The 21,539-nt window shown below is 38.5% G+C and carries 22 protein-coding genes; all 22 read right to left on the reverse strand.

Annotated elements, in window-relative coordinates:
* Nucleotides 1-129 precede the first annotated feature (129 nt).
* Complete coding sequence (topA, locus tag COE25_RS13545; protein WP_098933011.1) at nt 130-2,208, reverse strand: type I DNA topoisomerase; 2,079 nt, start codon at nt 2,206-2,208, stop codon at nt 130-132.
* A gap of 338 nt (nt 2,209-2,546) precedes the next feature.
* Nucleotides 2,547-3,434 (reverse strand): DNA-processing protein DprA, encoded by an 888-nt coding sequence (gene dprA / locus COE25_RS13550; RefSeq protein ID WP_088086373.1) that lies wholly within the window; start codon nt 3,432-3,434, stop codon nt 2,547-2,549.
* 90 nt (nt 3,435-3,524) lie between these two features.
* Nucleotides 3,525-4,427, reverse strand: a complete 903-nt coding sequence (gene sucD, locus COE25_RS13555; protein WP_088086372.1) for a succinate--CoA ligase subunit alpha — start codon at nt 4,425-4,427, stop codon at nt 3,525-3,527.
* A 22-nt stretch (nt 4,428-4,449) separates the two neighbouring features.
* Complete coding sequence (sucC, locus tag COE25_RS13560; protein WP_088086371.1) at nt 4,450-5,610, reverse strand: ADP-forming succinate--CoA ligase subunit beta; 1,161 nt, start codon at nt 5,608-5,610, stop codon at nt 4,450-4,452.
* A 233-nt stretch (nt 5,611-5,843) separates the two neighbouring features.
* Nucleotides 5,844-6,611: a ribonuclease HII gene (locus tag COE25_RS13565; protein ID WP_088086370.1), complete on the reverse strand. Its 768-nt coding sequence runs from the start codon at nt 6,609-6,611 to the stop codon at nt 5,844-5,846.
* Nucleotides 6,612-6,705: 94 nt separating this feature from the next.
* Entirely contained in the window at nt 6,706-7,611 is a 906-nt protein-coding gene (gene sdaAA, locus COE25_RS13570; RefSeq protein ID WP_088086369.1) for an L-serine ammonia-lyase, iron-sulfur-dependent, subunit alpha, read from the reverse strand.
* Between the two features lie 33 nt (nt 7,612-7,644).
* On the reverse strand, nt 7,645-8,307 hold the full coding sequence (sdaAB, locus tag COE25_RS13575) for an L-serine ammonia-lyase, iron-sulfur-dependent subunit beta (protein ID WP_098933012.1): 663 nt from the start codon (nt 8,305-8,307) through the stop codon (nt 7,645-7,647).
* Nucleotides 8,308-8,463: 156 nt separating this feature from the next.
* Entirely contained in the window at nt 8,464-9,147 is a 684-nt protein-coding gene (locus COE25_RS13580; protein WP_256942295.1) for a helix-turn-helix transcriptional regulator, read from the reverse strand.
* Nucleotides 9,148-9,385: 238 nt separating this feature from the next.
* Nucleotides 9,386-10,249 carry a ribosome biogenesis GTPase YlqF gene (gene ylqF, locus COE25_RS13585; RefSeq protein ID WP_088086367.1) on the reverse strand — a complete coding sequence of 288 codons (864 nt, stop codon included), beginning with the start codon at nt 10,247-10,249 and terminating at the stop codon, nt 9,386-9,388.
* A 20-nt stretch (nt 10,250-10,269) separates the two neighbouring features.
* Complete coding sequence (gene lepB / locus COE25_RS13590) at nt 10,270-10,827, reverse strand: signal peptidase I (protein ID WP_088086366.1); 558 nt, start codon at nt 10,825-10,827, stop codon at nt 10,270-10,272.
* 219 nt (nt 10,828-11,046) lie between these two features.
* On the reverse strand, nt 11,047-11,391 hold the full coding sequence (gene rplS / locus COE25_RS13595) for a 50S ribosomal protein L19 (protein ID WP_026566443.1): 345 nt from the start codon (nt 11,389-11,391) through the stop codon (nt 11,047-11,049).
* 145 nt (nt 11,392-11,536) lie between these two features.
* Entirely contained in the window at nt 11,537-12,277 is a 741-nt protein-coding gene (trmD, locus tag COE25_RS13600) for a tRNA (guanosine(37)-N1)-methyltransferase TrmD (protein ID WP_180247508.1), read from the reverse strand.
* Nucleotides 12,277-12,795: a ribosome maturation factor RimM gene (rimM, locus tag COE25_RS13605; RefSeq protein ID WP_098933014.1), complete on the reverse strand. Its 519-nt coding sequence runs from the start codon at nt 12,793-12,795 to the stop codon at nt 12,277-12,279. Before rimM ends, trmD begins: the two co-directional genes overlap by 1 nt.
* Before the next feature lie 12 nt (nt 12,796-12,807).
* Nucleotides 12,808-13,194, reverse strand: coding sequence for a YlqD family protein (locus COE25_RS13610; RefSeq protein WP_088086363.1), 387 nt, complete (start codon nt 13,192-13,194; stop codon nt 12,808-12,810).
* A 122-nt stretch (nt 13,195-13,316) separates the two neighbouring features.
* Nucleotides 13,317-13,547: a KH domain-containing protein gene (locus tag COE25_RS13615; RefSeq protein ID WP_088086362.1), complete on the reverse strand. Its 231-nt coding sequence runs from the start codon at nt 13,545-13,547 to the stop codon at nt 13,317-13,319.
* 13 nt (nt 13,548-13,560) lie between these two features.
* Complete coding sequence (gene rpsP, locus COE25_RS13620) at nt 13,561-13,833, reverse strand: 30S ribosomal protein S16 (protein ID WP_088086361.1); 273 nt, start codon at nt 13,831-13,833, stop codon at nt 13,561-13,563.
* Nucleotides 13,834-13,942: 109 nt separating this feature from the next.
* Nucleotides 13,943-15,295, reverse strand: coding sequence for a signal recognition particle protein (gene ffh / locus COE25_RS13625; RefSeq protein WP_098933015.1), 1,353 nt, complete (start codon nt 15,293-15,295; stop codon nt 13,943-13,945).
* A 12-nt stretch (nt 15,296-15,307) separates the two neighbouring features.
* Entirely contained in the window at nt 15,308-15,640 is a 333-nt protein-coding gene (locus COE25_RS13630) for a putative DNA-binding protein (RefSeq protein ID WP_088086359.1), read from the reverse strand.
* Nucleotides 15,641-15,735: 95 nt separating this feature from the next.
* Nucleotides 15,736-16,722: a signal recognition particle-docking protein FtsY gene (gene ftsY, locus COE25_RS13635; RefSeq protein ID WP_098933016.1), complete on the reverse strand. Its 987-nt coding sequence runs from the start codon at nt 16,720-16,722 to the stop codon at nt 15,736-15,738.
* 18 nt (nt 16,723-16,740) lie between these two features.
* On the reverse strand, nt 16,741-20,307 hold the full coding sequence (gene smc, locus COE25_RS13640; protein ID WP_098933017.1) for a chromosome segregation protein SMC: 3,567 nt from the start codon (nt 20,305-20,307) through the stop codon (nt 16,741-16,743).
* 55 nt (nt 20,308-20,362) lie between these two features.
* Nucleotides 20,363-21,103 carry a ribonuclease III gene (gene rnc / locus COE25_RS13645; protein WP_098933018.1) on the reverse strand — a complete coding sequence of 247 codons (741 nt, stop codon included), beginning with the start codon at nt 21,101-21,103 and terminating at the stop codon, nt 20,363-20,365.
* Nucleotides 21,104-21,273: 170 nt separating this feature from the next.
* On the reverse strand, nt 21,274-21,507 hold the full coding sequence (gene acpP, locus COE25_RS13650; protein WP_026566432.1) for an acyl carrier protein: 234 nt from the start codon (nt 21,505-21,507) through the stop codon (nt 21,274-21,276).
* Nucleotides 21,508-21,539: the final 32 nt, after the last annotated feature.

The following is a 21,539-nucleotide window of genomic DNA, read 5'->3' on the forward strand; positions in this document are numbered from 1 at the left end:
TAAAAGGTAGTGCACGTACCTATCAATACTTTTCCCACTTTTAAGTCCAACTTGCATTGTACTATACGAATGAAAAAGAAAAAAGTTTTATGCAAATAACGAAGAGAGTGGACTATGCCCACTCTCACTTTAACTTTGCGGTTCTTCCTTGTAATCACATTTAACGCATTGAACTTGAACACCTTTTTTTAACTTCTTTTCAACAAGCAGCCCTTCACATTTTGGGCATTCCCTCGGTAATGGTTTATCCCAAGAGATAAACTCGCATTCAGGGTATTGTGTGCAACCGTAAAAGAGTCGCTTTTTCTTACTTTTACGCTCAATGATCTGTCCTTCTTTACAATTAGGGCAGGTAACACCGATTTCTTTAACAATCGGTTTTGTATTTCGGCAATCTGGGAAATTGCTGCAAGCCATAAATTTTCCGTAGCGACCCATTTTAAAAACCATAGGGTTTCCACAATTCTCACAGTCTTCACCAGCCGGTTCATCTTTGATTTCAACAGACTGCATCTCTTCTTCTGCTTTTTTTAAATGAATTTCAAAATCTTGATAAAACTCACCGATAATATTGACCCAAGGTACTTTCCCATCTTCGATATTATCTAAGCCCTGTTCCATTTTCGCTGTAAATTCGACATCTAGAATATCTGGAAAAAACTCTAAAATCAACTCATCGATAATTTCACCGAGCTCGGTTGGAACAAATCTTTTATTATCGAGTGCCACATAGCCCCGCTTTTGAATCGTGTCAAGGGTTGGTGCGTATGTAGATGGGCGACCAATACCAAGCTCCTCAAGTGTCTTAACAAGTCTTGCCTCCGTATACCTTGGCGGTGGTTGAGTGAAATGCTGCTTTGGCTCGATATCCTTTTTAAACACTTCATCCCCTTCTTTAAGGTCAGGAAGCATTCTGTCTTTTTCATCCACTTGGTCATCTGATCCCTCAACATAAAGCTTTATGAAACCAGGAAACTTAATTTTTGAACCATTTGCTCGGAAAAGGACATTACCATTTTGTAAATCTACGCTCATTGTATCCATGACGGCCTGAGCCATTTGACTAGCTAAAAACCGATCCCAGATTAATTTATATAATCGGTGTTGGTCTCTTGATAAAAATGTTTTTAAACTATTGGGATCCCTTAAAGTACTGGTTGGTCGAATCCCTTCATGTGCATCTTGGGCATTCGATTGTTTTTTCTCTTTTCTTTGTTCATCTTTTAAATAATCTTCACCATATTCTGAGCGGATGTAATTAGCCGCCTCTGTTTGAGCGACTTCAGAAATCCGTGTTGAATCCGTTCTCATATATGTAATGAGACCAACCGTACCCTCTTTGCCAAGCTCAATCCCTTCATAAAGCTGCTGTGCAAGCATCATCGTTTTCTTTGCTCGGAAGTTAAGTTTTCTGGCTGCTTCTTGTTGCAATGATGATGTAATGAAGGGAGGTGCCGGGTTCCTCTTTCTTTCTTTTTTGGTAACAGATACCACTTTGAATTTATTATCATCCATTTGTTTTAAAATGGTTTGGACATCTTGTTCAGATTTCAGTTCAAATTTTCCTTTGTCAGCTAAAGAAAAATATTGGGCACTAAAATGGTCTTTCCCCTTTAAAAATTCTCCATCAATCGTCCAATATTCTTCAGGGACAAAGGCTTTGATTTCCTTTTCCCTATCAATAATTAAATGGACGGCAACAGATTGAACCCGGCCTGCACTTAAACCTTTCTTTACCTTCTTCCAGAGCAACGGGCTGATATTATACCCAACCAGACGATCAAGAATCCTACGAGCCTGCTGAGCATCCACCAAATCCATATTAATTGGCCGAGGATGTTTAAACGACTCTTTTATCGCATCTTTTGTGATTTCATTAAAAACCACCCGGCAATCTGAATTAATATCGACAGATAAACTATGGGCTAAATGCCATGCAATTGCTTCCCCTTCGCGATCAGGGTCAGCTGCCAAATAGATTTTTTTTGCTTTTTTTGCCGCTGTTTTTAAGTCTTTTAAAACAGGACCTTTACCGCGGATTGTAATATATTTTGGTTCATAGCTATTTTCTACATTGACCCCCATTTGGCTCCGTGGCAAATCGCGAATATGTCCCATTGATGCTTTTACTTTATATTTATTCCCTAAATATCGTTCGATCGTTTTCGCTTTTGCTGGCGATTCAACGATTACAAGAAAATCTGCCATTTAAAAATCCTCCTTAAGAGGGAAAGTGTAGAAGCGCCCCGAATCTGGCAAATGCTGTTTCTAAGGTGCTAATCATTTGAGAAGCTTTCCTAAATTCCAGTTTTACCTAATTAGACCGGAGAAAATACTTTACAAAACTGCCCTATCCCAAGTTTTTCTTTATATATTAATATGAATATTATTTATTCCATTTCCAAATATTCTTTTTTTCGAACATCTGTTGGAAAATGTATAACAAATTAGAAAATAATGCAACCTTTTTTAGCTAAATTCTCCGTTTATTCATAAAAACCTTCAAAATTAACAATTTTTAAGCAAAATTTCTTTAGATAAGAGTCTTATCTAATTTCCTCTAAAATATCCTCTGCACCGGTTACAAGTTTAGCTCCTTGTTGAATTAATTCATTAGCCCCGATAGAATATGGATTAAAAATGCTTCCAGGCAAGGAAAATACATCTCTTCCTTCATTTACTGCAAAATTCGCCGTGATGAGTGATCCGCTTTTTCGTTTTGCTTCTATAATAAATGTCCCTTTTGACAAACCGCTAATAATTCGATTTCTAGATGGAAAATGCCATCTAAGCGGCTTAGTATCTGGAGGGTATTCCGAAAGAACTAGCTGGTTTTTCATCATTTCTAGGGCTAAGCTCGTATTTTCCTTTGGATAGATATGATAGAAACCACCAGCAATCACAGCTATTGTTTTTCCTCCATTTTTTATTGCATATTCATGTGCAAGGGCATCAATTCCCCGTGCTAAGCCACTAACAATTAGAACACCTTTGTCAATTAAACCTGGAAAAATCAACCGAATTGCATTTTTCCCATATTGAGTCGCTTGCCGTGAACCAACAACGGCAAGTTTGGGGTCTGTTTCAAGTAGCGAGAGATCACCCTTGGTAAACAATGCCCATGGCGGCTGATATATTTCTTTTAATAATGGTGGATATTCCTTATCTAAAATAGTAATGACTGTAATCTCATTTGTTTTGTATTGACGAATTTGATCACGAATAATGTCAGGATGAAGAGGTGCGCTAGAAGACTTTTCTGAAGGGTTATTGGTGGTAGTGGGTGGAAACAAGCATGTTTGCTGAGGGGATTGCTTTTGTAACTGATATAAGTTCTGCAGTGTCGGGTCTTTTTTAAGCATTTGTAAAACGGTGTTCCAGGAGATATTGGGGTAATGCAGCAAGGAAATAAGTTTTTCTTTGAATTCATCCATCTAAATATTTGCCTCCCTATAGATATAAAATTAGAATAAATAGCCCCTCGTTTTTGAGGGACTATTTGAAATTATCTAGTTGCACAATTATTAGTGGGTTTTACACTTTTCGTACAAACCTTGTTCTTTTAATACTTCAATTAATGTGTCACCCATCACAGATGGAGTGTCAGCTACCTTAATACCGCATTCGTTCATAACGCGGATTTTTTCATCTGCAGTACCTTTACCACCTGAAATAATCGCACCTGCGTGTCCCATACGTTTTCCTGGAGGCGCAGTACGTCCACCGATGAAGCCAACAACAGGCTTGGTCATGTTTGCTTTAACCCACTCAGCAGCTTCTTCTTCGGCAGTACCGCCGATTTCACCAATCATAATAACAGCATATGTTTCAGGATCTTCATTAAATGCTTTTAATACATCGATGAAGTTTGTTCCGTTTACAGGATCGCCGCCGATACCAACAGCAGTTGTTTGGCCTAATCCGGCTTGTGTTAATTGGTGAACCGCTTCGTATGTTAATGTTCCAGAGCGTGATACAACACCCACATGGCCTTTTGTATGGATATAACCAGGCATGATGCCGATTTTACACTCATCAGCTGTAATAACACCTGGACAGTTCGGACCGACTAAGCGCGTCTTTTTACCTTCCATATAACGCTTAACTTTAACCATATCCAATACCGGAATATGTTCAGTGATACAGATAGCAAGATCCAATTCTGCATCAACCGCTTCGATAATCGCATCTGCAGCAAATGGTGCCGGTACGTAAATAACGGATGCAGTTGCACCAGTTGCTTCAACAGCATCTTTAACCGTGTTAAAAACAGGCACACCTTCTACTTCCAACCCGCCTTTTCCTGGAGAGGTACCGCCAACAATCTGTGTACCATATTCAAGCATTTGCTTTGTATGAAACAGGGCTGTTGATCCTGTAATCCCTTGAACAATAACCTTTGTATCTTTATTAATAAAAACGCTCACGTTAATTCCCCTTTCTTCGATCCTATTTCACTAATGAAACGATTTTTTGTGCGCCGTCAGCCATGGATTCAGCAGCAATAATGTCTACACTTGACTCTGATAGGATTTTCTTACCTAAGTCAACATTTGTTCCCTCTAAGCGAACAACAAGTGGAACACTAAGTCCAACCTGCTTAGCTGCTTCTACTACACCCTCAGCAATAACATCACACTTCATGATTCCACCAAAGATATTGACGAAAATACCTTTTACGTTTGGATCAGAAAGGATAATTTTAAATGCCTCTGTAACCTTTTCAGCTGTCGCGCCGCCCCCAACATCAAGGAAGTTTGCGGGATCGCCGCCGTAATGTTTAATTATATCCATCGTTGACATGGCAAGTCCTGCGCCATTAACCATACAGCCAATGTTTCCATCTAAAGCAACATAGCTTAAATCATATTTAGATGCTTCAATTTCCTTTGCATCCTCTTCTTCAAGGTCACGGTACTCAAGTACATCTTTCTGACGATATAGGGCATTTGAGTCAAAGTTCAATTTTGCATCAAGTGCCATTACCTTACCGTCACCTGTAACAACGAGCGGGTTGATTTCCGCAATCGAGCAATCTTTCTCGATATAGGCACTATAAAGAGCCGTCATAAATTTTACAGCTTGATTAATTAATTCTTTTGGAATATTAATATTGAACGCAATTCGGCGAGCTTGGAATGGCTGTAATCCGACGACTGGATCAATTTCTTCTTTAAAAATTTTCTCTGGAGTCTTTTCAGCAACCTCTTCGATTTCCGTTCCGCCTTCTTCAGATGCCATTAGGACAACACGTGAAGTAGCGCGGTCTAATACTAAACCAACATAATATTCTTTTTTGATGTCACAGCCTTCTTCAATAAGCAGGCGCTTGACTTCTTTTCCTTCAGGACCTGTTTGGTGTGTTACAAGTGTTTTGCCGAGGATTTCGCTTGCATATGTACGAACCTCATCAAGGTTTTTCGCAACTTTAACACCACCGGCTTTCCCCCGTCCGCCAGCATGGATTTGTGCTTTTACCACACAAACCTGTGTGCCTAGTTCTTTTGCTGCTTCCACTGCTTCTTCTACAGTGAATGCTACTTTCCCATTCGGAACTGCTACCCCGTATTTTCTGAGGATCTCTTTCCCTTGATACTCATGGATATTCATTTCCCATCCTCCTATTCAAACTCTTCTAAAAACTGACTCCGTTTTCATTTTATATAATGACAGTTACCTTGTCTACCATTATGCTAAAAAATTATATACGTCTTTAAAAAATTCAGAATAATCAATCGTTTGTTTTGGATAAACCAAGGGAATCTACACCTTGTTTGGTATAATTTGTTTTCTACAATAATAAAAAACAAGCAGTGCCTGTTTTTTATTATTGTGTTTTATAATTAAACAAAATCCTTTATTGGTGCGAAACTTTTTCTGTGATAAGAGGTTATTCCGTGTTTTTGGATGGCTTCGATATGTTCCTTTGTTCCGTAGCCCATGTTCTGTTGAAATCCATAGACTGGATAGGTCTGTGAAATTTCCTTCATCAAATCATCTCTTGCTACTTTCGCTATAATCGAAGCGGCGGCGATAGAGATACTTTTTGAATCACCCTTAATAATAGACTCAGAGGTAAAGGGGGTTTCCAGCTTCATTGCGTCAATTAGCAATAAATCCGGCTTTGGATCTAAGGATGAGATGGCAGCTTTCATCGCTTTTTTTGTAGCTTCATAAATATTAATTTCATCTATTTCCTTGGCATGGATCATTGCAATACTGAAGGCAATCGCTTCTTTTCTAATAATCGAATCGAATTCCAAGCGTTTTTTTTCAGAGAGCTTCTTAGAGTCGTCTATCCCTGCTAAGTAAAAGTCTTTTGGCAAAATGACAGCTGCTGCAACCACCGGACCTGCAAGCGGCCCTCTACCCACTTCATCGATACCGGCAATCTTTTCATATCCTCTTTTGCGCCATTTATGCTCATAGACATTCATTTCAACAAACTTTTCTTTTAGTCGATGATTCTCCGCAAATTTCTTACTCCATCTATGTACCAGCTGTTGGACACCCTTCCGCTCATCTTGAAGAATACCCAACAAGAACGGATCAGTTTCTACTGATATATTTTCCAATTGTCGTTCAATTTCTGCGATTGTTAATTGTTTCATTTTATCACCCGTTGTAATAATACCTTGTCAAATTTGTAAAAACAATAAAAATAACACCCAATATTCCAGATAAATTGGGTGCTGTTCTCTTTTCTTAGGCTAAAACAAAGTCTTTAAGTTTAAATGTTTTGTTCGTACCAAAAATTTCTTGTTCAAGTCTTCTTCCTGTCGGAGTTGCTGCAAGTCCACCCTCTGCAGTTTCCCTTAAGGAAGATGGCATGGATTGGCCAATTAAGAACATCGCATGAATGACCTCATCACAGGGTATTCTGCTTGTAATGCCAGCTAGTGCCATATCGGCTGCAGTAATGGCATTGGATGCGCCCATTGCATTTCGTTTCACACAAGGAACTTCAACAAGGCCTGCTACAGGGTCACATACCAATCCCAGCATATTCTTCAAAGTAATTGCCATCGCCTCTGCAGCCTGCTTTGGTGAACCGCCAGCAAGTTCTACAATTGCAGCGGCGGCCATTCCACTTGCTGAGCCTACCTCTGCTTGACACCCGCCTGCCGCACCAGAAATGGAGGCATTATTAGCGACAACGAAACCGAACGCTGCTGAGGTAAATAAAAACTCTATCATTTCTTCTCTAGTTGGATTTAACTTTTCTTTTACTGCAAATAATGTACCAGGTACAACGCCTGCTGAACCAGCAGTTGGCGTTGCACAGATTACGCCCATTGCGGCATTTACTTCATTGGTTGCCACCGCTTTACTGACGGCATCTAATAAAATGTTCCCGCCAAGTGCCTTGCCGCTTTTAATATAGTTTTGGAGCAGCACAGCGTCTCCACCGGTTAGGCCTGTATGGGAATGCACACCATTTAGACCTCTTTCCACTGCTTGTTCCATGATTGTTAAATTTTTATCCATTTTTCCGATTACTTCTTCTCTACTAAGACCTGAAACTTCTATTTCTTGACGAATCATTATTTCAGCTATTTTTACTTGATTGCTTTCTGCAAGTTGTACTAGTTCTGCAACATTTCGAAACATGAATATTCCTCCTGATGGGTGACAAATTTATCACTAAACAACCATGCGAATGATTTGTGTTACATTTGAAAGATTCTTTAATTCCTCAATAACTATATCCTCAATTCTCTGGTCGACTTCAATTACCATTAAAGCCATTTCACCTTTTTCTAACCTCGAAACCTCCATATGGCCGATATTAATTTCATAGGTTGATAAAACATTGGTTACTGCAGAAATGATACCAAATCGATCTTGATGAACAACCAAAATAGCGGGATGTTCGCCCGACAGCTTTAACGGGAAAGAATTTAATTCTGTAATTTCAATGGTTCCGCCGCCAATAGAAATCCCCACCATTTCAAGCTCGTTTGCCTCATCATATAGATTAATTTTGACAGTATTGGGATGATCCACCACTGCCTCTTCAGTTTGAAATACTATTTCTAATCCATTTTCATTTGCTATTTCCAAAGATTTAGGCAATCGTTCATCACAAGTATCAAAATCTAATAGACCTGCGACAATTGCAAAGTCCGTTCCGTGTCCCTTATATGTTTTTGCAAATGAACCATACAATGAGATAATGGCTTTCTTTGGTAATTTTCCGAACAAGGTCCTTGCCACCCTGCCAATTCGTGCTGCACCTGCTGTATGAGAGCTTGACGGGCCAATCATAACCGGGCCGATAATATCAAACGCGGATCGATATTTCATTTAAAACGCTCCTTTTACCTCTAGTTGATAAATAGTAAAATTTACTATTTGGCTGCTTTTTTCTACAACATTTATTTCTTGTAATTCCTTAATTGTTTTAATTGGGTATTTTTTAAAAATAATCGAACCCTGGAGCTCCTATTACTTTGATGTGTATTACCGTTTTTCCCTTATTTTTAAAGTCTCATCAATTTGGTAATCATTGTGTGTTCGGATTTTTTGAAGATAATTGTAGATTGTAAACTTTGACACACCCAATACGCTAGCCAAGTACTCTGTCGAACCTTTTATCAAGAAAGCCCCTTTTTCTTCTAATCCACGAACACATTCAACCTTTTCGTCAAGGCTCAATAACCCTGGAGCTTTTTTAAATTCATGAATGACTTGATCCACCATATTCTGAATGACATCTTGGACAGTAGAATAAAAATTTTCAGATTTGGTATGTTCCAAATCATAGCTAATGAACTCTTCTAATTCCCCTCCAACTTGCATCAACAGAGAAATATCGTAATTCATACATAGGGCACCTATCACCTTTTGCTCATGGTCACGCAAAAAAACCGTTGAAGATTTCAAAATATTACCTTTACTTGATTGTGTTTTATAGTTGGGAATATCATGTACTTCAGAATAGGGCTTAGCTAGTTCTGTTAAGACTAAATCTGTTATAGGCGAGCCGATTTTTCTTCCTGTTACGTTACCCGCTAAATAAACTAATGACTTTTTCAAATCACTAAAATCATGAACCGCAACCTCACAGCGGCTGCCAAACATTTTCACTAGCATATCAGCCGTTCGAAAAGCTAAATTAAAAACAGGTTTATTACTGTCCTTCAATATTTTCCCCTCCCATAACTGAAAACGATTACAAAAGCATAAAATTAATTAGGTATGTCGTTTTTCAATTACATCAACAATCAAGATTGTATCATAGATTTCCTGACTTTAAAATAAAATTTTAATAGCTACAAAAAAATTGTAATAATTGAATTTTCATTAAAAATTGAAAATCAATAAGGATTGATGACAAAAAAATAGGCTCCCCAATTGGAGAGCTCGATTAAGACCTTATTCTTTATTCAACAATAAAATCTGCAGGTCGTTCAAATGTAATCCGACCAAACTTTTCTGACCTAATTTCCTTGATGACCAATTCTGAAACCTTATCATAATCAACGATACCACCAGCCATAAGACATCCACGCAGTACTCCTATTTTGTCAAACATCTCTACAACATCCTCAGGAAGGGTATCAAGATTGTACCGTTCTTTTAAACGATCTGGATATGCTCGTTCTAAATACTTTAGGGTATAGACAGTAAGATCCTGGAGATTTAATAACGTATCTTTGATTGCGCCTGTAACGGCAAGTTTTTTGCCGACTTCTTGGTCTTCAAATTTTGGCCATAATATCCCCGGGGTATCAAGCAGTTCCATTTCCTTCCCCACTTTAATCCATTGTTGGGCCTTTGTTACACCAGGCGTATTTCCTGTTTTAGCGATATTTTTCTTTGCCAATCGATTGATTAACGTCGATTTACCAGCGTTAGGAATTCCAACTATCATCGCTCGGATCGCTCTTGGATTGTTGACACCTCTAGCTCTTAAACGGTCAAACTTTTCCTTCAATATTTCCTTTGAAGCGTTGGCAATGTCTCTCATGCCTTCTCCCGCATGAGAATTTATTGCGAGTGCTTTAATACCTTTATTCGCAAAAAACTCAATCCATTCCCTTGTTGCTTCTTTATCCGCCATGTCAGCCTTATTTAATAAGACAAGCCTTGGCTTATGCTGAATGATTTCATCTATCATCGGATTTCTCGAGGAATAAGGAATCCTCGCATCCACTAATTCAAAAATAATATCTACTAATTTTAACTTTTCCGTGACCTCTCTGCGAGCCTTAGCCATATGGCCTGGAAACCATTGGATCGTCATAGCTGGCCACCTCCCAAACTCTATTTCACTGTTACGATATGTGCATCATTTAAAGGCCAGTAAACGAAACTGGTTTTACCGATAATTTTATCATAGGAAATGGTCCCAATATGCCGACTATCTTTACTAAAGCGGCGATTGTCACCCATAACAAACAATTCACCTTCCGGAACTGTTTTTCGTCCTATTTTTTCTTCCAAGGTAAATGGATCTGTTAACGGCCCATCCTCTACTTCTTTTTTATATTTATCCAAATATGGCTCTTTATACGCTTTTCCATTAACATATAATGTATCATCTTTATACTCAATTGTGTCGCCAGGCAATCCAATCACGCGCTTTATGTAATCCTTTTGTTCTGGTGCATGAAAGACAATGATATCAAATCGCTTTGGCTCACCAATATTATAACTAAACTTATTTACAATCATTCGATCCTGATCCTTCAATGTCGGCATCATCGATAAACCATCGACAACGATTGGAGCAAAAAGGAAGTACCGGATAACTGCAGCTAATATGACAGCAATCAAAAGGGCCTTTGTCCATTCCCAGAGTTCATTTTTCTTTTTTGTCATAACAATCCCCGCCATTCTACGTAAAAAAATGTTTTATAAATTTATTTTACATAACTTCAATAATTTTAACACGATGGGATCATATTTTTAATCAAACTTTAATAATTTGTTAAAAAATCAGCACCAATTTATAAACTCATAATTTAATATTACAAGGGCATCAAATCGATAATATAAAAAAAAGAGCCTGCTCCCGAGCAAGCTCTTTTTCTTTTCATATTATCGAATCTCTTTAATTCTTGCTTTTTTACCACGAAGGTTACGCAAGTAGTAAAGCTTAGCACGGCGAACTTTACCGCGACGAAGTACTTCTAGCTTCGCAATTTTTGGTGTGTGTACTGGGAAAGTACGCTCAACGCCTACTCCGTAAGAAATTTTACGAACTGTAAAAGTTTCGCTAATTCCACCACCACGACGCTTAATTACAACACCTTCAAATAACTGAATACGCTCACGAGTACCCTCGACAACTTTAACGTGTACACGTACAGTGTCACCAGGACGGAAAGCAGGAAGATCAGTACGAAGTTGTTCTTTTGTGATTTCTTCAATCAATTTTTGCATCGTTTTCAACTCCTTCCAACAGACGCTCATGCACATCAAACTCTTAATTATATTGCAGCGGAACATCGTTATAAGACCACAATCTGATTCGTATCAGCTCAAGTCACAAGTAGTATCATACCATAATTGCTAAACTCGCGCAATACTACTCGTATTCTTTTTTTACTTCTTTAAGCCATTTTTCCTGTTCATTAGTCAATTCTATTTTCTCAAGTAGGTCTGGACGTCTTAATATTGTTCGCCGTAACGCTTCTTTATTACGCCATTCTTCTATTAATTTATGATTACCTGATAATAGAACTTCTGGAACCTTTAGTCCCCGGAAATCAGCAGGTCTTGTGTAGTGAGGATGCTCAAGCAGTCCTGTGCTGAAAGAGTCCTTCATATGAGATTCTTGATTTCCCAGCACTTCTGGTAAGAGTCGGACTACACTATCAACGATAACCATCGCACCAAGTTCACCGCCAGTTAAGACATAATCACCAATTGAGATTTCATCTGTTACTACATGTTCACGAATTCGTTCGTCATAACCCTCGTAATGCCCACAGATAAAAATCAAATGGTCTTCCTTTGCCAATTCCTCCGCTTTCCGCTGCTCATATCGCTCACCCTGCGGACAAAGAAGAATCACCCGTGGATTCGTACTTTTTGCTTTTTCCTTGAGGGCTGTTACAGCATCAAAAATGGGCTGCGGTTTTAATACCATACCAGCTCCGCCGCCGTAAGGATAATCATCAACAGTTGAATGTTTATTATCAGCAAACCCGCGAAAATTGACGACGTTATAGTTGACCGCAGATTTCTCAGCAGCCTTTTGCAAAATCGATTGTCCCAGTACCCCGGTAAACATCTCCGGAAATAAGGTGAGAATATCTATTTGCATCATGAAAGTAACCCTTCGATTGGATCGATTAGTATGACTTTTTCTTTCACATCTACTTTCTTGACCACATCATGGATATAAGGGATTAGTATTTCTTTGCCGCCTTTATCTTTAACCACCCAAACGTCATTGGCACCAGGAGATAGAATTTCAGAAACTTTTCCAAGCTCCTCGCCTTTTGTTGTAGCAACAAGGCATCCAATAATCTCATGGTAATAAAATTCATCCTCATTTAATGTACCAAGCTGTGTTTCAGGTACTTTTAGAATTCCATCCCTAAATTTTTCTACTTCATTGATATTGTTATAACCTTCAAATGTTAGTAATTCAAAATTTTTATGGGTTCGGCGGCTTTTAACTGTTAGTTCAATCGGCGAACTAGAATTAGGCATAAACAAATATAATACATTTCCTGCCTTATAGCGTTTCTCAGGGAAGTCAGTCTTTGATATAACTCGGACTTCACCCTTTAGCCCCTGTGTGTTTACAATTTTTCCGACATTAAACCATTTTTCCATATCTTTACACCTCTAGCGAATATCTTCTATTATTCCGTCTTTTATGATAATTGTAGGTTGCCCAATCCGCCCGTCCCATATGTCACCTATCTTAATTTCAACGAGGGCTTGTACTTCCTTTTCCTTTAACTCACTGCCTAATGGCAGCATATGTAATTGTTCGATTTGAAACTCAATAAGCTTTTCTTTTTCCAAACGTTTATTGATTTCTTTTTCAAAATGATTCTTTAACGCTCCAGGGGAATATCCCTTGGTTTTTTCCAAACGCTTCAGCTCAAATTGAAGCTGACTAATCTCCCTTTGGTACTGCAGCTTTTGTGCCTCGTATTGGTCAAATAATCTTTTCTTACTATTTTCCGTTAGAATTTGTTTTACCACAACAGTTTGAATGATTTGCAAGGAAATGCCTCCCTCGTTCATTGAACTTTGAGAACTGTCTAGCTCCAGCGCCCAGCGGCTCCGCTTTTCTTATAGCAAAAAAGGGAGGAAATAATTCCTCCCTTTTATCTAGATGCAAAAAGCTATTCACCAATTTCTAGAAAAATTTTCTTTTGTTGTGATGATCCTGCTGCATAAACAACAGTTCTAATGGCCTTTGCAACGCGCCCCTGCTTACCGATAACTTTTCCCATATCTGTTTTATTAACAAATAACTGATAGGTTACACGGTTGTCGTCTTCCACGACATCCACACGAACGTCTTCTGGAAAATCAACTAGGGGCTTAACAATCGTTTCGACTAATTGCTTCATCGTCGTCCCTGAGTTACTTACTTAATTTTGCATTATGGAATTTTTCCATGATGCCTTGATTAGAAAAAAGGTTACGTACTGTATCAGATGGTTTAGCACCGTCTTGTAACCATTTAAGAGCTAATTCTTCGTTGATGTCAACTTTAGCTGGTTGCGCAACTGGATTGTAAGTTCCTACAACCTCAATGTAACGTCCATCACGTGGTGAACGAGAATCTGCTACTACGATACGATAGAAAGGAGTTTTGTTTGCTCCCATACGTTTTAAACGAATTTTTACTGCCATTTTAAATAAGCACCTCCGAATAGTTTCACACAAGATAGTATAATATCAATTCTTTTATAGTTTGTAAAGTGTTTTTTCTTTACATACAGTATTACCAATTTTCTACAGCTTAAAACGGCTTGAAAGGAAGTTTAAATCCACCTTTTTTCTTACCTTTTGCCTGCATTCCAGTCATTTGTTTCATCATTTTTTTCATATCTTCAAACTGTTTCAACAAACGGTTTACTTCAGTTACAGAACGACCGCTGCCTTTAGCAATTCGGTTTTTTCGTTTGGCGTTCAAGATTTCTGGATTATTTTTTTCAAGAGTCGTCATTGAACGGATGATTGCCTCAACATGAGCAATTTGCTTTTCATCAATTTGAAGATTATTTAACCCTTTAATCTTATTTGCACCAGGCATCATCTTTAATAGTTCATCAAGCGGTCCTAAATTACGAACCTGACCAAGCTGATCCAAAAAATCCTCAAGCGTAAACGTAGCTGTCCGCATTTTTTGTTCCAACTCTTTAGCCTTTTCTTCATCAACATTGGCTTGTGCCTTCTCAATCAAAGTCAGCACGTCACCCATACCAAGGATTCTAGATGCCATACGTTCAGGGTGAAAAGGTTCAAGTGCATCTAACTTCTCGCCTAGACCGACAAATTTAATTGGTGTTTGCGTTACTGCCCGGATTGAAAGTGCCGCCCCGCCTCTGGTATCACCATCCAGCTTTGTTAACACAACCCCAGTTAATCCGAGCTGTTCGTTAAAGCTTTGGGCCACATTGACTGCGTCTTGACCTGTCATGGCATCAACGACTAGGAAGATTTCATCAGGTTTAGTCAGTTCCTTAATGTCCTTTAACTCACCCATTAATGCTTCATCAACATGAAGTCGGCCGGCGGTATCAATAAGGACATAGTCATGATGCTCTTCTTTTGCTTTCGCAATGGCTTGCCTTGCAATTTCGACAGGGCTTACTTGATCACCAAGTGAGAAAACTGGCATGTCTAATTGCTTTCCTAGCGTTTCAAGTTGCTGGATCGCAGCAGGCCGATAAATATCTGCAGCAACAAGCAATGGCTTACGGTTATACTTTTTGCGAAGCAAGTTGGCAAGCTTTCCGGATGTTGTTGTTTTACCAGCACCCTGTAACCCGACCATCATAATGACCGTTGGCGGACGATTAGACACGGCGATTTTGCTTTGTTCTCCACCCATTAATTCCGTCAATTCTTCATTAACGATTTTAATAATTTGCTGTCCAGGTGTTAAGCTTTTCAGTACTTCCTGCCCAACGGCACGTTCACTGACCTTTTTCACAAAATCTTTAACAACCTTGAAATTTACGTCTGCTTCTAGTAAAGCTAGACGTACTTCACGCATCATTTCTTTTACATCCGCTTCTGAAACTTTCCCTTTTCCGCGGATTTTTTGAATTGTATTTTGCAGTCGGTCGGCTAATCCTTCAAATGCCATTCATGCCGCCTCCTAATCTAAATTCTCCAACTCGGCAACAGCTTCTAACATTGCCTGCTTTGAAGGGTGATCCTCATTGAGCAATTCTTTTACATTTCTTAAAAGTTTGCTGCGCCCTTGAAATTTCTGAAATAATAGCAGCTTTTCCTCATACTCCTCGAGCATTGCCTCCGTCCGCTTGATATTATCATAAACGGCTTGGCGGCTTACATCATACTCTTCGGCTATTTCTCCTAAAGAGTAATCATCTAGATAATAGAGAGACATATAGCTTTGCTGCTTTGGGGTTAACAACGAATGGTAAAAGTCATAAAGATAGTTCATTCGTGTCGTCTTTTCAAGCATGCAATCCCCTCCAATGCGCATGTTAAGTGAAAAGCCTTTACATAAGTAGTTTACAAGGTCAGAGATTATCTGTCAAGATAATACCTTTACATACATTAATCTGCTTTTTCCACTTCATCTGCAAATAAACCATACACATATTTTTCCGCATCAAATTCTTGAAGATCATCCATTTTTTCGCCAAGACCAACAAATTTCACAGGAATTTTTAATTCATTGCGGATGGCAAGGACGATTCCACCTTTTGCCGTTCCGTCTAATTTTGAAAGAACAATTCCACTAACATTTGTCACTTCTTTAAAGGTTTTTGCCTGGATCAGGGCATTTTGACCAGTTGTTGCGTCAAGCACTAAAATTACTTCATGAGGGGCCCCGGGAATTTCTTTTTCTATCACACGTTTTACCTTTTCAAGCTCCTTCATTAAATTTACTTTGTTTTGCAAGCGGCCAGCAGTATCACATAACAAAATATCTGTTTTCCGAGATTTAGCTGCCTGTATGGCATCGTACATAACCGCGGCAGGGTCCGACCCTTCCGATTGCTTAATAACATCGACGCCGACTCTTTCTCCCCAGACTTCAAGTTGTTCAATTGCACCAGCTCGGAAAGTATCTCCTGCTGCTAATAGTACTTTCTTTCCTTCTTTCTTAAACTTGAACCCAAGCTTACCGATTGTTGTTGTTTTTCCAACCCCATTAACTCCAACAAATAGAATGACTGTCAGCCCGTCCTCTTGAATATTTAATTTTGAGGATTGTTCTTCACCCGCATTGTAGATATCAACCAACTTCTCGGATATTACACTTTGTACTTCCTGTGGGTCTTGGATGTTCCGGCGTTTAACTTCCATTTTCAACTCTTCAATCAGTTTCATCACTGTATCAAAGCCTACATCAGCCTGGATCATGATTTCTTCTAATTCTTCAAAAAAGTCTTCATCTACTTTACGGTACCTAGCAACAAGGTCGTTAACTTTTCCTGAGAAATTATCCCTTGTTTTTGTAAGACCTTCCTTAAACTTCTCTGTCACCGTATCCGTGGATTTTGTGATTTTTTCTTTTAATTTTTTAAAAAAACTCATTTTTTTCACTTCCTAATTTTAAGATTCAACAAGCTCTTTTGTTTCCTCTAAGCGAACAGATACAAGCTTTGAAACACCTGATTCTTGCATAGTTACCCCGTAAAGCACATCTGCTTCCTCCATTGTTCCTTTGCGGTGAGTAATTACAATAAATTGCGTCTCCTTACTATATCGTTTTAAATATTGGCTGAAGCGTTGGACATTGGCTTCATCCAATGCTGCTTCTACCTCATCAAGGATACAGAACGGAACAGGCCGTACCTTTAAAATAGAAAAAAGAAGCGCAATCGCAGTTAATGCACGTTCACCACCTGATAATAAACCTAAATTTTGCAGTTTTTTACCTGGTGGCTGCGCAACAATTTCGACACCTGTATTTAACAAATCACCTGGGACAGTTAGAACGAGGTCGGCTCTCCCACCACCAAAAAGGGTTCTAAAAACCGGCTCAAAATGTTCACGAATTCCATTAAAGGTCTGTTCAAAGCGTTTCTTCATTTCTAAATCCATTTCGTCAATAACCATATAAAGGGTTTCTTTAGCTTCCTGGAGATCGTTCTTCTGTTCATTAAGGAACTCATACCGTTCTGAGACACGCTCATACTCTTCAATCGCACCAATGTTGACATTACCAAGTTCTTCAATGGCCAGTTTGATAAGTTTGACCTTTTTTCTCGCTTCTTCAATCGATATCGTTAATGGATATTGTACCTTCGCACCTTCAAACGATAAAAGATATTCTTCTCTTAACCGTGCAAAACGGTTTTCAAGATCGACATCCAAGCGGTTGATTTTTACTTCCTCGTCTTTTAAAACAACAATCATTCCTCGGTGGAGTCTTTTTAGTTCTTTAACTTCCAATTCTAAGTCTTCTAAGGCCGACTTTAAGGACAATCGTTCTTCTCTTCTAACCGTAATTAACTGTAATGCTGCTTCTTTATCCTGTTGTTTTCTAATTGCAGCTGTTTCTAACTGTTCTTCACCTGATGAACTGTTTGTCATTTCCGAACTTAACAGATTAAGATCTTCTGTATAAAGAGCATTCTTTTGTTCACTCTCTTCTAAATCTGCTTGCAGAAGTGTCAACCGTTCTTTTGTGCTCATATACTGTTCATTTTTAGAAGCAAACGCTACTTTTAAATCATTTATTTCAATAGTTAGAGTCTCTTTCGAGGTCAAATCACTCGACTTTTGTTCGGTAAGCTTCGCTATTTGCGCCTCAAGCTTATCTATCGTTGTTTTGTATGTCTCCATTGCAATGGCTAATTCTTTTTTTCTATTTGTTAAGGTTGTTTTCTCATCAGAAAATTGCCCTTTTTCAAGGTCATAAATAGCTAAACGTTCATTGATATTTTTTTCTTCGAGCTCTGCTTGGCGAAGGTCACCCTTCAATGAAAGTTCATTTAATCTCAACTCTTCGCCATCTTTGCGCATTTCTTCAAGTTGTTTTTCTGTACGATGAACGTCTTCTTTTAATGACTTTACAAGTTGTTCTAGATAGGTGGTTTTGTCATCCATCACAACTAATTTCTCTTTTAATTCCTCAAGTTCTCCTTTACGAGTTAATAAGGATGAGTTTTTTTGTTTAATAGCACCACCTGTCATTGAACCGCCAGGATTAACGATATCACCATCAATCGTTACCATTCGGCAGCGGTATTGAAGAATTTTCGCTAATTCATTGGCGCCTTTTAAGTCTTTTGTAATGACAACATTCCCAAGCAGACTACTCATAACCTCCGAGTACTTTTGATCAAATTTAACAAGACTTACGGCTGTTCCAATAAAGGATGAATGATTTTGGATGGAAGCTATTTGCGCGAAAGACAACGGTCTTCCCTTAATGACACTTAATGGTAAGAAGGTTGCACGGCCAAAAGAATTCTGTTTCAAATATTGAATTGCTGTCCGCCCATTTTGTTCATTATCAACGACGATATGCTGCAAAGCCCCGCCAAAAGCTGTTTCTAAGGCAGTTTCATACTGTTTCGGAACAGTCACAAGCTCGGCAACGGCTCCCTCAATTCCCTTTAGGTTTTTCCCACGTGCTTTAAGGATTTCTTTTACTCCCTGAAAAAAGCCTGAATAATCTTCTTCCATTTCTTCGAGCATTTCTTTTCTGGACTTTGCCTGTTGGAGAATTTGGTAAGCCTGATAGAGTGTCTTTTCTTGTTTTTGATAATTATTTCTTGTGGTTTCAAGCTTATGCTGCTTTTCTCGAAAAGCTCCTACTTGATCTTCTATTTTTTGTTGTACTTCGTCTAATGCTGATTGGATAGTTGCTTTTTTATCCTTTGCAATTTGCCGTTCTTCAATAAACTTGTCATTCTCAACATCAAGTCGTGAACTTCTTCTGTCCTGCTGTTCCAGTTGCTGTTCAATGTATTTTATTTCATTTTTTGCGCCCGCTTGATCGTTTAGCCATTCGATATATTCACTTTTTAAACTCTCTATTTTATCTTCAATATTTTCGGTAAATAACTGCAGTTTCGCCTGTTTTCCCTTTAATTGAGCTTGTAATTGGGTAACCTGCTTACCAAGATCCTCGGCAGTCATTGAAAGGATGTCGCGATTCATTTCTAGCTGGCTAATCTTTTCCGTTAGTTCCGAAATGTTCGTTTGAAGCTGTTCTTTATTTTGTGAAGCATTTTTCTTTCGTTCCTTTAAGACTTCTTTTCGGCCTTCCAGTTTTTCTAACTCCTCTGTAGCATGAAGAAGAACATTCTGTAGGTCGGTGATAGACTCATCAAATGCTGTCATTTGATCTCTTTTTTCAACTATTTTTGCTTCCTTTACTTGCAATTCAGAAGAGATTTTAAGTTCTTCCTCCTGATGTTCGTTCAACAGCTTGGAAAGGCCCTCCCATTTTTGATGAAGATCTTCAATTTCATACACTGTTAAGGCAACTTCAAATTTTTCAAGTTCCTCTTTCTTCTCCAGAAAATCTTTTGCCATTGAGGCCTGAATTTTTAATGGTTCTACTTGGCTTTCAAGTTCGTGTAAAATATCATTTACACGGTTTAAGTTGTCTTGTGTTTCAAACAGTTTTACTTCTGCTTTTTTCTTTCGATGTTTATACTTAAGTACTCCAGCTGCCTCATCAAATATGGTTCTTCGTTCTTCTGCTTTACTATTTAAGATTTCTTCCACTTTTCCTTGGCTGATAATCGAAAATGCTTCTCTTCCCAGCCCAGAATCCATGAATAAGTCGATAATATCTTTAAGTCGACACTGTTGCTTATTTATCAAGAATTCACTGTCACCTGAACGGGATACTCTCCTTGTGACACTTACTTCGTTATAATCAAGTGACACGCCTTGATCCTGATTATCCAAGGTTAAGGTTACTTCAGCAAAATTTAGGGGTTTTCTGGTATCGCTTCCCCCAAAAATAATATCTTCCATTTTACTGCCTCTAAGCGATTTGGCCGACTGTTCACCCAATACCCAACGAATAGCGTCGGTAATATTACTTTTCCCACTGCCATTTGGACCTACCACAGCCGTTACTCCTGGAACAAAATCAACTCCAATGCGATCAGCGAAGGACTTAAATCCAATAATGTCCAACCGTTTTAAAAACATTTCTTAATCCTCCCCATGCAGGCAAGCTGGACTACTTGCAAACATTTTGTCATTTCTAAGTTGTTTTTTCCCTTAATATGTCGAGAGCCATTTGGGCGGCATGTTGTTCGGCTTCCTTCTTTGATTTTCCCGTACCTACACCTAATTCCTTGCCATTCAACGAAACTTTCGATACAAATTCTTTATTATGGGCAGGCCCAATTTCTTGAAGGACGCGATATTCAATAGCGCCTGTCCCATCCCGTTGAATGAGTTCCTGTAGCTGGCTTTTATAATCCATCACATGAGAAAAAGCACCGGCATTAATTTTAGGAAAAACTATTTTCTCGAGAAATTTAATGACTGTTTCAATTCCTTGGTCTAAATAAAGAGCTCCAATGAACGCCTCAAAAACATCTGCTAGTAAGGCGGGACGCTCTCTTCCACCTGTCATCTCTTCCCCTTTACCCAACAAAACTAATTTTCCGAAATTCAGTTCGTTGGCAAATGATACAAGAGATGGCTCGCAAACAATTGCAGCCCGAAGTTTCGTTAATTCTCCCTCTGTCATCGTAGGATATTTTTTGTATAGGAATTGTGAAACAGTTAACTCAAGAACGGCATCTCCTAAAAACTCAAGCCTCTCATTATCTTCAAAAGGCTTTTTTCGATGCTCATTCACATAAGATGAATGAGTAAAAGCTTGTTTTAATAATTTCTCGTTTTCAATCGTAATACCAATCGTATTTTGAAAACCCTTAAATAGATTTTCTTTTGCGCGATTATTTAAATCTTTTTCATTATTATTTCTGCGCATATAAAACGTCTCCACCTTGCATTAAATAATTTACACACCACTCAAGTATAAGTTTAAAAAAAGTATTTAGCAAAACGCAAAGAAACTTGGCATCACAGTTGGAAGCCAAGTTCTATTTTACAGAATAAAGCTCCGTTTGAAAACGGAGCTTTTGTGAATAAATCCAACGATTACTTTGTGCTTTGTATGTAATTAACAGCGTCACCAACTGTGCTAATTTTTTCAGCATCATCGTCAGAAATTTCCATATCGAACTCATCTTCTAATTCCATAACTAGTTCAACTACGTCAAGGGAATCAGCTCCAAGATCATCTTTGAATGAAGCTTCAAGTTTAACTTGAGATTCATCCACGCCTAAGCGGTCAACGATGATTTTTGTTACACGTTCTAATACCTCTGCCATGCCTGTTCACCTCCCCTCAAGCTATTATAGAG

This window comes from Bacillus sp. AFS031507, assembly GCF_002584635.1.
Taxonomy (GTDB): Bacteria; Bacillota; Bacilli; order Bacillales; family Cytobacillaceae; genus Neobacillus.